Source organism: Mycolicibacterium doricum (assembly GCF_010728155.1).
Lineage (GTDB): Bacteria > Actinomycetota > Actinomycetes > Mycobacteriales > Mycobacteriaceae > Mycobacterium > Mycobacterium doricum.
In genome coordinates this window covers 1628047-1640059 of record NZ_AP022605.1, presented here as the reverse complement: position 1 = coordinate 1640059, position 12013 = coordinate 1628047, and the positions used below count along the sequence as shown (strand labels likewise).

Genomic DNA, 12013 nt, shown 5'->3' with positions numbered 1-12013 from the left:
GGAAGGTGAGAGGTTCACCTCTGCTTGGGGCGGATCAGGCCGGATTCGTGCCGGCCGACGGGTGGCCCACCAGCAAGGTTACCAATTCTGAGCAGGCAGATTCCAACTGGCTGTTCACGACCGCCACATCGAAGTCGCTCTGGGCGGCCAACTCGGTGCGTGCCGTGGCCAGCCGCCGGCTCATCACCTCCGGGGTTTCAGTGCCACGCCCGACAAGCCGGCGCTCCAGGACCTCCCAGCTGGGCGGGGCGAGGAACACCGAGAGGGCCTCCGGCATGGCGGCCTTGACGGCTCGGGCGCCGGCCAGATCGACCTCGATCAGTACCGGACGGCCCGCCGCGGTGGCCTCGCGCACTGGCTGAGCCGGGGTGCCGGAGCGGTGCAGGCCGCCGTGGATCTCCGCCCACTCCAGCAGGGCGTCGTCGTCGATGAGCTGCTGGAACGCCTCGGTGGTGACGAATGAATAGTCGACGCCGTCCACCTCGCCGGGCCGCGGGGCCCGCGTGGTGGCGGAGACGCTGAAGTAGAGGTCGGGAATCCGCTCCCGCAGACACCGGACGACGGTGGACTTCCCGACAGCGGAGGGGCCGGACAGGACTACAACCCGTCCGACCCCTCGGCCGGTGTTCAACGTGTACGCCTAGGACTGATCGAACTTGTCGAGCAAAGCCTTGCGCTGACGGTCGCCGAGACCGCGCAGCCGGCGGGTCGGGGCGATCTCGAGTTCGGTCATGATCTCCTGCGCCTTGACCTTGCCGACCTTCGGCAACGCCTCCAGCAGCGCGGAGACCTTCATCTTGCCCAAGACCTCGTCGGTCTCGGCATCCTTGAGCACCTGCTTGAGGTTGGTGCCGCCGCGCTTGAGCCGATCCTTGAGCTCGGCACGGGCTCGACGTGCGGCAGCAGCCTTCTCCAACGCTGCCGCGCGCTGTTCGTCGGTCAACTGGGGAAGGGCCACGGGGTTCCTCCGTCTCTGGCGATTTCTCTCGGCCGTCTCTTACTGTCTCGGCTGGTAGAACCAGCCAGCGACGACGACCGTACCCACGCATCCTGACGAAAGCTAACCCCACCCCCGCGTTTCTCGATCAAAAGCCCAGCGTGTAGTCGTGCGCGAGGCCCTGAGAGGTCGGCGCGTCGCGCGGCAGGCGAGGGCACCGGATCGCCCGATTTCGCTGTGCGCCAGGGGTTTCACCGTCGTTTTCCGCGGGCAGGCGCCCCGACCAGGCCTGAAGTGCAGGTAGAGGGTTTCGGCGGGCACCCGCTGGAATTTAAATTTTCCCTGGTCACGGCGTGTCGGGCGTGTCGAGGCCGGCGACGACGACCGTGACCAGCGGGCGCACCGCAACACCACCGACTGTGAAACTTGACGTTCCTCCGCACGGCTGAAAGTCGGGGGATTCCAACCTGTTAGACGGGTTGGAGCAGTAATTCCTCGCGGTTTCCTGCTGGTTCCTGCGTCGACGTCACCGCAACACCCGCAGGCGCTGTGGTTTCTCGGCAGGCGGTGACCGCAAGCCCTGCGGCCAATACATTCTTGACATTCTTGGCGGCGTTCACATCAGCGTGTACGGGCCCGTGCGGGCAGTTTGTGCACCGAAACACCGCTTGGCTCTCACGGGACTTCGGGTCAACATGCCCACACACCGGACACCGTTGCGACGTGAAGGCCGCCGGAACCTTGATCACCTGTGTCCCGGTATAACGCGACACAGACATCAACGCTTGCTCGAACCGATACCATCCTTTCCCCAGTACAGCCCGATTCAAACCTGATTTACTCGACGCGCCGTTCGGCAGGAACGCCCCGGCGTTGCCGGGATCTTCGACCCGAGCAGCACGGCGCGTCATGTTGCGGGTCTTGAGATCTTCGAGCACCACGACTGCGTTCGACTGGGCCAGGCGGTGCGCGGTCTGGACGCAGAAATCCTGGCGGCGGTGCCGCTCAGTGGCCCGCAACTTCGCCAGAGCCCGCCGGGTCTTGGTGCGGTTTGCCGACCCCTTGGCCGCGCGGGACAGCCTGCGTTGCAGCGCTACCAGGCGGCGGCGTTCACCGGTCGTGACGAACTCCCGGTCAGCCAGCTCACCGTCGCTGGTGGCCACCACCACACCACGATCCACCCCCACCGCGGTCCCCGGGGCGGCGTGCTCTGCCGGGGCCGCGATCCCGTCGTCGACGAGCAACGACACGAACCAGTGCGCACCGCCCCGCGACAGGGTGGCCGAGCAGACGGTTTCCCCCTGCAGGCTGCGTGACGCCCGGAATTTCACCCACCCAAGCTTGGGCAGCTTCACCCGCGCATGTTTGCAGCTGAGCTTCTCCACCACCATCTTGTTGCCCTCGGGGAACCGGAACGACGGCGCCCACCGCCGACCCGAACGCCAATGCACCCGAAACGTCCCGTGCTCACGGCACGCCTTATCCAGATCCATCAGTGTCTGCTGCAGGCAGTGCCCCGGAACGTCTCTGAGCCACGAATGCTCCGTCTTGGCTTCGGCCAACTCTTTGGCCTGGGGCCCGTAGTTCATCCACGCCCCGCGCCGGCGGTATTCACCGCGCTGCTCCAACCCGGTGTTCCACACCGCCCGACACACTGCCCCGATCTGCTCGGCGAACACCGCCTGCGCGTCGGTGAACTCCACCCGAAACCGCCGCCCCGTCACCACGATCTCAACGATCCTTCTGCGACTCGACGTAGCGGTTGATCACCGACAACGGTGCCCCACCCACCGTCGCCACGAAATACGAGTTCGTCCACAATGTCGGCAACCGCGATTTCAGCCACGGAACTCCTGCCGCAGCAGCCGCGAGGACCTGCCCTTGATGGCCTTCACCAGCTTGTGAACCCCCAACTGCGGGTCGACCTCCACCAGCAGATGCACGTGCTCAGGCATGGTCTCCATCTCGATCAACCATGCCCCCTTCTCCTCGATCACCTCGACGATGATGTCCTTGAGCCGCTGCTCCATCCGCCCGCCGATCACCTTGCGTCTGTATTTCGGGCACCAGACGACGTGATAGGCGCACTGGAACGCGATATTCGCGTTCGTCCGCAACGTAACACCCACACCCGACAACATTAGACAGCGATCAACCATCTAATGTTTCAACACGCCGCAACCGTACCCGCGCAGTGGCCACCCAAAGCACGAACTTGACGCGCTCACCCCCATACCTGAAAGCAGGGGTCCGCCGCGCTACCTACTTTCGATCGTCGCCGACTGCGAAGCACGGCGCTTCTGGGATTGATTTCTCGCCACCACGTCACAGTCGATGTGGTGCCCACCTCGAGGCGATCAGGCCAGGTACGCCACCGCGTCGCGCATCCGCTCCGCCGCGTCGCGCAACGCGGCGACGTCCGGCCCGACGCGCAGCACCTCCCGCGACACGGTCGGCAGCAGCTGGCCCGGACGGGCCCGCCCAAGGCCGGCGAGCGCCTCCGGGCGGCCGCCCTGCGCGCCGACGCCCGGCACCAACACCGGACCCCCCAGAGCGCTGACATCGGGCGGTGCGGTCACCGTGGCGCCGACGACCACGCCGACCGACCCGGGCCCTTCGGCGACGCGGTTCACCGCCGCCGCCGCGTCCACGACCGACTGCGCCACGGTGCGGCCCTCGATCCGGGCGCGCTGTACGCCGGCGCCTTCGGGGTTCGACGTGGCGGCGAGCACGAACACACCCGACCCGTGCCGCGCGGCGGCGTCGAGCAGCGGCTGCAACGCGCCAAAGCCTAGATACGGCGACGCGGTCACCGCGTCGGCGGCCAATGGCGACTCCCCCGCCCACGCCCGGGCGTAAGCGGCCATTGTGGACCCGATGTCACCGCGTTTGGCGTCGGCCAGCACCAGCACGCCTTCCGAGCGCAGGGCGGCCATGGTGTGTTCGAGCACCGCGTACCCCGCGGCGCCGTACGCCTCGAAAAAGGCCACCTGTGGTTTGACGATCGCGAGGCCCGCGAACGCGCTCACGCAGATATCACAGAACCGGCGCAGACCGTCGGCGCCGACCGGTAGACCCCACGACGTCAGCAGCTCCGGGTGCGGGTCGATGCCCGGGCACAGCGGACCCCGTTCGGACACCGCCTCGGCGAGCCGGCGCCCGAAGCTGCGCACCTCAGTGCTCCAGCTCGCTGTGCAGCTCCTGCAGGCTCATCACCCCGATGTCGCCGCGGATCCGCGACTCGATGCCCTGCACCGCGGCGGAGGCGCCCTGCACGGTCGTGATGCACGGAATGTTCATCGACACCGCGGCCGAGCGGATCTCGTAACCGTCGATGCGCGGACCGGAGTTTCCGTACGGCGTGTTGATCACCATCGCGACGTCGCCGGCGCGGATGGCCTCGACCGCCGAGCGCCGCTTGTCGTCGGCGCCACTGAGACCTTCATAGTGCTTGCGCACCTCGTCGCACGGAATCCCGTTGCGTCGCAGCATCTGAGCAGTGCCTTCGGTGGCGAGCACCTTGAAGCCGAGGTCTGCCAGCCGTTTGACCGGGAACAACAACGACCGTTTGTCGCGGTTGGCGACCGAAACGAAGACGGTACCTTCGGACGGTAGCGACCCGTAGGCGGCAGTCTGGCTCTTGGCGAACGCGCTGCCGAAGTCGTGATCGATGCCCATCACCTCGCCGGTCGACTTCATCTCCGGGCCGAGCAGCGAATCGATCTGCGAGCCGTCGGACTTGCGGAACCGGTGGAACGGCAGGACCGCTTCCTTGACGGCGACCGGCGCGTTGCGCGCGACCGTGGCGCCGTCACCTGTCGCCGCGAGCAGGCCCTCGTCGCGTAGCTGGGCGATGGTGGCGCCGAGCATGATCCGCGCACATGCCTTGGCCAGCGGGACGGAGGTGGCTTTGGACACGAACGGCACCGTGCGGCTCGCCCGCGGATTGGCCTCCAGGACGTAGAGCACGTCGTCCTTGAGCGCATACTGCACGTTGAGCAGTCCGACCACCCCGACGCCGTGAGCGATCGCCTCGGTTGCTCGCCGCACCGATTCGATGTCGCTGCGGCCCAACGTCACCGGAGGCAGCGCGCACGCCGAGTCGCCGGAATGGATGCCGGCCTCCTCGATGTGTTCCATGATGCCGCCGATGTAGACCTCGGTGCCGTCGCACAGCGCGTCGACGTCGATCTCGATGGCGTCCTCGAGAAACCGGTCCACCAGCACCGGGTGCTCCGGCGACAACTGGGTGGCCCTGGTGATGTAGCCCTCCAGCGTCTGCTCGTCGTACACGATCTCCATACCGCGCCCGCCCAGCACGTAGGACGGCCGCACCAGCACCGGATAGCCGATGTCGGCGGCGATCCGACGGGCCTGGTCGAACGTGGTGGCCAGGCCGAACCTCGGCGCGGGCAGCCCGGCGGTGGTGAGCATTTCACCGAACGCCCCGCGGTCCTCGGCCAGGTCGATGGCTTTCGGGCTGGTGCCCACGATTGGCACGCCAGCCTGTTCGAGCCGTTCGGCCAGGCCCAGCGGCGTCTGCCCGCCGAGTTGCACGATCACCCCGGCCACGCCGGGGCCGCCCGCACCGGAGGCCGATTCGGCGTAGTAGACCTCGAGGACGTCCTCGAACGTCAACGGCTCGAAGTACAACCGGTCGGCGGTGTCGTAGTCGGTCGACACCGTCTCGGGGTTGCAGTTGACCATCACCGTCTCGAAACCGGCGTCGCTCAGCGTGGTGGCGGCGTGCACACAGCTGTAGTCGAACTCGATGCCCTGACCGATGCGGTTCGGCCCCGAACCCAGGATCAACACCTTGGGTTTGTCGGCCTGCGGGGCCACTTCCGACTCGGCGGCCGGGTCGAGTTCGTAGCTGCTGTAGTGGTATGGCGTCTTGGCTTCGAATTCCGCGGCGCAGGTGTCGACGGTCTTGAACACCGGATGGATACCCAGGCGCCGGCGCAGCGCCCGCACCCCCACCTCACCGGCGAGTTCGGGACGCAGCGCGGCGATCTGGCGGTCGGACAGTCCGTGATTCTTGGCCCAGCGCAGCAGCGCACCGTCGAGCACCGGCGCCTCGAGGAGTTCGGTGCGCAGCGCCACCAGGCCGGCGATCTGCTCGACGAACCAGGGGTCGACTCCGGACGCCTCCGCGACCTGTTCGACCGACGCCCCCAGCCGTAGCGCGAATTCGATGTCGTAGAGCCGTCCGTCGGTCGGGGTGCGCAGGTTCTCCAGCATCTCCTCGACGGTGGCGACCGGGTCAGGCGCGGTCCAGAAGCCGGCGCGGCCGGTCTCCAGCGAGCGCATCACCTTGCCGAGTGCCTCGATGAAGTTGCGCCCCATCGACATCGCCTCGCCGACCGACTTCATCGTGGTGGTCAGCGTGGCGTCGGCGCCGGGGAACTTCTCGAACGCGAAGCGCGGCGCCTTGACGACGACGTAGTCCAGCGTCGGCTCGAAGCAGGCCGGGGTCTGCTTGGTGATGTCGTTGAGGATCTCGTCGAGGGTGTAGCCGATCGCCAACTTCGCCGCGATCTTCGCGATCGGGAAGCCGGTGGCCTTCGACGCCAGGGCACTCGACCGCGACACTCGCGGGTTCATCTCGATGACGATGAGTCGGCCGTCATTCGGGTTCACCGCGAACTGGATGTTGCACCCGCCGGTGGCGACACCGACCTCACGCAGGATTGCGATGCCGAGGTCGCGCATGGTCTGGTACTCCCGGTCGGTCAGCGTCATCGCCGGGGCGACGGTCACCGAGTCGCCGGTGTGCACACCCATCGGGTCCAAGTTCTCGATCGAACACACCACCACCACGTTGTCGTGGCGGTCGCGCATCAGCTCGAGCTCGTACTCCTTCCAGCCGAAGATCGACTCCTCGATCAGCACATTGGCCGACGGTGACGACGCAAGTCCGTGCCCGGCCATCCGCTCGACGTCTCCGGCCGAGTAGGCCATGCCGGAGCCGAGGCCGCCCATCGTGAACGACGGCCGCACGACGACGGGCAGGCCGAGCTCCTCGACGGTCTCGCGGACCTCCTCCATCGTGAAACACACCCGGCTTTGGGCTGATTCGCCGCCGACCTTGGCGACGATGTCCTTGAACCGCTGCCGGTCCTCGCCGCGCTGGATGGCCTCGAAGTCGGCGCCGATCAACTCGAGGTCGTAGCGCTCGAGCACGCCGTTCTCCGACAGGGCGACCGCGGTGTTGAGTGCGGTCTGCCCGCCGAGGGTGGCCAGCAGCGCGTCGATCTTGTTGCCGCGCTCGGCCTGCTGGGCGATCACCCGCTCGACGAAGGCCGGCGTGATCGGTTCGACATAGGTGAAGTCGGCATACTCCGGGTCGGTCATGATCGTCGCCGGGTTGGAGTTGATCAGTGTCACCGTGAGGCCTTCGGCACGCAGCACGCGGCACGCCTGGGTGCCGGAGTAGTCGAATTCGGCGGCCTGTCCGATGAGGATGGGTCCGGAACCGATCACCAGGACGTGGCGCAGATCTGTCCGACGTGGCATTACTTCTCCTCTGCCATTTGGTCGATGAACTGGTCGAACAGATAGTTCGCATCGTGCGGGCCCGCCGCCGCCTCCGGGTGGTATTGCACCGAGAACGCCCGCCCGTTGACCAGTTTGACGCCTTCCACGACCCCGTCGTTGGCGCAGGTGTGGCTCACGATCGCCTCGCCGAACGGGGTGTCGAAGCGCTCACCCGCTTCGCCTTCGAGGGCGAACCCGTGGTTTTGCGCGGTGATCGCGACGCGACCGGTGGCGTGGTCCATCACCGGCACATTGATGCCGCGGTGCCCGAACACCATCTTGTAGGTGCCGCGGCCGAGCGCCCGGCCGAGGATCTGGTTGCCGAAGCAGATGCCGAACAGCGGGATCCCGGCGCCGAGCACGCCGCGGGTGACCTCTACGACGTGATCGGCGGTGGCCGGGTCGCCCGGCCCATTGGACAGGAACACCCCGTCGGGCTTCAGATCGGCGATCTGTTCGAACGTGGCGCCGGCGGGCAAGACATGGCTGCGGATGCCGCGCCGCGCGAAGTTCCGCGGGGTGTTGGTCTTGATGCCGAGGTCGATCGCCGCGACATTGAACCGATGCGTCCCCTCGGGTTCTACGATGTAGACCTCGTGGGTGCTGACCCTCCCGGCCAGGCTCGCGCCGAGCATGGCCGGTTGGCTGCGGACCCGCTCGAGCAGTTCCGAAACGGGTGCGGCAGCCTCCTCACCACTGAAGATGCCCGCCTTCATCGCGCCGCGGGTGCGCAGGTGGCGCACCAGGGCACGGGTGTCGATACCGGCGATGCCGACGACGCCCTGGCGGACCAGTTCGTCGTCGAGGGTGCTGGTGGCGCGCCAGCTCGAGGCGCGCGGCGACGGGTCCCGCACGGCGTAGCCGGCGACCCAGATCCTGTGGTCGCGGCTCTCGGTGTCCTCGTGGTTCCAGCCCGTGTTGCCGATTTGCGGTGCGGTCGCGACCACGATCTGCCCGTAGTAGCTCGGATCGGTGAGCGTCTCCTGATATCCCGACATCCCGGTCGAGAACACCGCCTCCCCGAGCGTCTGCCCGACGGCGCCGTAGGGCGCCCCGGTGAAGACCCGCCCGTCCTCCAGGACGAGAAGGGCCATGCGCGTATCGATGCCCGATCCACTTCGCTTCTCGCTGCCACTCACGCTACTTCCTCCAGCCAGCGGTCGTACTTGGTGCGGTCGTCGCCGCGGAATCCGGTGTCGATCTCGGTGCCCGACGGCAGCCGCCATCTGATGGCCAGGATGCCCTCATGGGTGAGGGCTTTGCCAACCATGCCGCGCTCGGCGCGGATCGCGGTCACCGACTCCGCGGGGATCCAGATCGAGTGAGCTCCGCTGCGCTGCACCATGATTCCCTCCGGGAACCGGGTCAGGACCGCCTTCGTGCGGTACCCGAGATCACCCACCACGACCCGGTCGTGCCAGTGCGGCGCCAGCGTGCAGCCGACGTAGAGCCCCTTCATCGGCGGGATGATGGTTTGACTCACCGTGTCAGGCAGCGGCGGGAGCTTGCCGATCAACTCCACCTGCCGCTGGGCACGCCTGCGCCAGCCGCGCATCATGGCCCGGATCAGCAGTCCGATCGCCACGACGATCACCACCGCCAGGACAAGCGAGGTGACCAGCGTTCCGGTGTTCACTGTGCCGACCCCCCGGTCGCTTCGCTCCTGCCCACCGGTGCCGGGCTCTTCCCGTCGCGGGCGGTGACCCTGCCGCGCAACATGGTCAGCGTGACAGCGGCGGGCAGCGCCATCGACTCGTACGGTGTGTTGTCGGAGCGGCTGGCCATTGCGGCGCCCGAGACCGTCCAGGTGGCGTCGGGGTCGACGACGGTCAGGTTGGCCGGCTCGCCGACCTCCAGTGGCCGGCCGTGATCGGGTAGCCCGACGATGCCGGCCGGCGCCTCGCTCATCACCCGCGCCACGTCGCGCCAGGTCAGCAGGCCGGGCTCGACCATGGTCCGCACCACCACCGACAGCGCAGTCTGCAGTCCCAGCATCCCGGGCCGGGCGGCGGCGAACTCGCACATCTTCTCGTGGTCGGCGTGCGGCGCATGGTCGGTTGCCACACAGTCGATGACGCCGTCGGCCAGGGCCTGGCGCAGCGCCTCGGCGTCACCGGCCTCACGCAGCGGCGGGTTGACCCGGTTGCGGCCGTCGTAGGTCGCCAGGCGGCTGTCGTCGAGCAGCAGATGGTGCGGTGTGACCTCGGCGGTGATCTTGATCCCGCGCTCCTTGGCCCACCTCACCAGTTCGACGGTGCCCGCGGCGGAGGCATGGCAGATGTGGACACGGGCACCGGCGTCACGCGCCAGCAGAGCGTCCCGGATGACGATCGACTCCTCGGCCGCCCGTGGCCAGCCGGTGAGGCCGAGCCGGGCCGCGTTGGGCCCCTCGTGGGCGACGGCGCCGACGGTGAGGCGAGGTTCCTCGGCGTGCTGGGCGATCAACACGCCCAGGCCGGAGGCATACTCCAGTGCGCGCCGCATGACCAGCGGGTCGTCCACGCAGACACCGTCGTCGGAGAACATCCGCACCTGCGCCACACCGGCGGCCATCATGCCCATCTCGGTGAGCTGTTTGCCTTGCAGCCCCATCGTGACGGCGCCGACCGGGTGCACGTCGACCAGCCCCACCTGCTGTCCCCGGTGCCACACGTGATCGGTGACGACCGGGCTGTCGGCGACCGGCGTGGTGTTGGCCATCGCGAAGACCGCCGTGTAGCCGCCGAGAGCCGCTGCAGCCGAACCGGTTTCGATGTCCTCGGCGTATTCGCGGCCGGGCTCCCGCAGATGGGTGTGCAGGTCGACGAATCCGGGCAGCAAGATCTGGCCGCGTGCGTCGAAGGCCTCGGCGTTCTCCCGAACGCGCAGGCTCACACCGATGTCGGCGACCTGACCGTCCTCGACGAGCACGTCGACGGGTTCACCCTCCCCGTAGAGACGCACACCTCGGATCACGACCGGCGGGCAGGAGCGCAGCGACCCGGGATTGTACGAAGTCATGCGCTGATCGCCTCCTGTTGCGCACCGACGAGCAGATGGAAGAGCACCGCCATCCGGACGTGCACACCGTTGGACACCTGCTGCAGTACCGCGGACTGCGGGGAGTCCGCCACCGAGGAGGAGATCTCCATACCGCGCAACATCGGCCCCGGGTGCAGCACCACCGCCGAATCCGACAGCAGCGCCTGACGCTTGTCCGACAGGCCGTAGCGCACCGAGTACTCGCGCGCCGACGGGAAGAACCCGCCGTTCATCCGCTCGGCCTGTACCCGCAGCAGCAGCACGGCGTCGGCCGCGGGCAGTTCGGCGTCCAGCTCGTGCGAGACCGTGACCGGCCACTGGTGCACGCCGACGGGCAGCAATGTCGGCGGCGCCACCAACACCACCTCCGCACCGAGGGTGTGCAGCAACAGCACGTTGGAGCGGGCGACGCGGCTGTGCAGCACGTCACCGACGATCACCACCCGCCTGCCCTCGATGCCGCCGAGCCGCTGCCGCAGGGTCAGTGCGTCGAGCAGGGCCTGGGTGGGGTGCTCGTGGGTGCCGTCGCCGGCGTTGATCACCGACGGTCCGCCGTCGGCGGAAGCGGTCCACTGAGCGAGCTGCTGGGCGGTACCCGACGCGGGATGCCGGATGATCAGCGCGTCGGCTCCCGCGGCCCGCAGGGTCAGCGCGGTGTCCCGCAGCGACTCACCCTTGGCGACAGACGAACCGGATGCGCTGACGTTGATCACGTCGGCACTCATCCACTTGCCCGCCACCTCGAACGACACCCGGGTGCGCGTCGAGTTCTCGTAGAACATCGTGATCACGGTCCGCCCGCGCAGCGTCGGGAGCTTCTTGACCTCGCGCCCGAGTAGTGCCTGGCTGAACCGGTCGGCGTCGTCGAGGATCGCGGTTGCCTCGTCGCGGTTCAGATCGTCGGCGGTCAACAGGTGCCTGGTCACTAGCGTTTCGGCCCTCCGTGGGATGCGATCCAGACGCCGTCGGCGTCGTCGGTTTCGGCCAGGCGCACCTTGACGTTCTCACTGCGCGACGTGGGCACGTTCTTGCCGACGTAGTCGGCCCGCAGCGGCAGTTCCCGGTGGCCGCGGTCGACGAGCACCGCGAGTTGTACGACGTTCGGGCGGCCGATGTCGCGCAGCGCATCCAGGGCGGCGCGTACCGAACGCCCGGTGTAGAGCACGTCGTCGACCAGGATCACCAGCGCGTTGTCGATACCGCCCGCCGGGATCGAGGTGTCCTCCAGCGGCCGCGGCGGCTTGATGTCCAGATCGTCGCGGTAGAGCGTGATGTCGAGTCCGCCGTGCGGAACCGTCACGCCGGAGAACGTCTTGATCTTCTCGGCCAACCGGGCCGCGAGGGTGACCCCACGGGTGGGTATGCCGAGCAACACCACCCGCGGTGCGTCGGGGCCGTCGACGGCCGTCTTCTCGATGATCTGGTGCGCCATACGGGAAATGGTCCGAGCCACGTCCGCCGCGGTCATCAATTCCCGGTCGGGGTTGTCAGGACTGCCCACGCGCGATCCAGACCTCC

At 68.0% G+C, this 12013-nt stretch carries 10 protein-coding genes and 1 pseudogene; all 11 read right to left on the bottom strand.

The window, feature by feature from the left end; all coding sequences use genetic code 11:
- Positions 1-34 precede the first annotated feature (34 nt).
- A complete protein-coding gene (gene gmk, locus G6N07_RS08210) occupies positions 35-631 on the bottom strand; it encodes a guanylate kinase (protein WP_085191453.1) in 597 nt (198 codons plus the stop codon).
- A 9-nt stretch (positions 632-640) separates the two neighbouring features.
- Entirely contained in the window at positions 641-958 is a 318-nt protein-coding gene (mihF, locus tag G6N07_RS08205; RefSeq protein ID WP_085191451.1) for an integration host factor, actinobacterial type, read from the bottom strand.
- 449 nt (positions 959-1407) lie between these two features.
- On the bottom strand, positions 1408-2664 hold the full coding sequence (locus G6N07_RS08200) for an RNA-guided endonuclease InsQ/TnpB family protein (protein WP_163784143.1): 1257 nt from the start codon (positions 2662-2664) through the stop codon (positions 1408-1410).
- Positions 2665-2668: 4 nt separating this feature from the next.
- Positions 2669-3066 (bottom strand): annotated as a pseudogene (gene tnpA / locus G6N07_RS08195) (IS200/IS605 family transposase).
- A 228-nt stretch (positions 3067-3294) separates the two neighbouring features.
- Entirely contained in the window at positions 3295-4110 is an 816-nt protein-coding gene (gene pyrF, locus G6N07_RS08190) for an orotidine-5'-phosphate decarboxylase (protein ID WP_085190743.1), read from the bottom strand.
- 1 nt (position 4111) lies between these two features.
- Positions 4112-7453 carry a carbamoyl-phosphate synthase large subunit gene (gene carB / locus G6N07_RS08185; protein ID WP_085190745.1) on the bottom strand — a complete coding sequence of 1114 codons (3342 nt, stop codon included), beginning with the start codon at positions 7451-7453 and terminating at the stop codon, positions 4112-4114.
- Positions 7453-8568: a glutamine-hydrolyzing carbamoyl-phosphate synthase small subunit gene (gene carA / locus G6N07_RS08180; RefSeq protein WP_085190747.1), complete on the bottom strand. Its 1116-nt coding sequence runs from the start codon at positions 8566-8568 to the stop codon at positions 7453-7455. Before carA ends, carB begins: the two co-directional genes overlap by 1 nt.
- A gap of 41 nt (positions 8569-8609) precedes the next feature.
- The gene (locus G6N07_RS08175) at positions 8610-9110 is read right to left on the bottom strand and encodes a PH-like domain-containing protein (RefSeq protein WP_085190749.1); all 501 of its coding nucleotides are present in this window, start codon (positions 9108-9110) and stop codon (positions 8610-8612) included.
- Complete coding sequence (locus G6N07_RS08170; RefSeq protein WP_085190751.1) at positions 9107-10474, bottom strand: dihydroorotase; 1368 nt, start codon at positions 10472-10474, stop codon at positions 9107-9109. The genes G6N07_RS08175 and G6N07_RS08170 overlap by 4 nt, the downstream gene beginning before the upstream one ends.
- A complete protein-coding gene (locus G6N07_RS08165; protein WP_085190753.1) occupies positions 10471-11421 on the bottom strand; it encodes an aspartate carbamoyltransferase catalytic subunit in 951 nt (316 codons plus the stop codon). Before G6N07_RS08165 ends, G6N07_RS08170 begins: the two co-directional genes overlap by 4 nt.
- A complete protein-coding gene (gene pyrR / locus G6N07_RS08160) occupies positions 11421-11996 on the bottom strand; it encodes a bifunctional pyr operon transcriptional regulator/uracil phosphoribosyltransferase PyrR (RefSeq protein WP_085190755.1) in 576 nt (191 codons plus the stop codon). Before pyrR ends, G6N07_RS08165 begins: the two co-directional genes overlap by 1 nt.
- Positions 11997-12013: the final 17 nt, after the last annotated feature.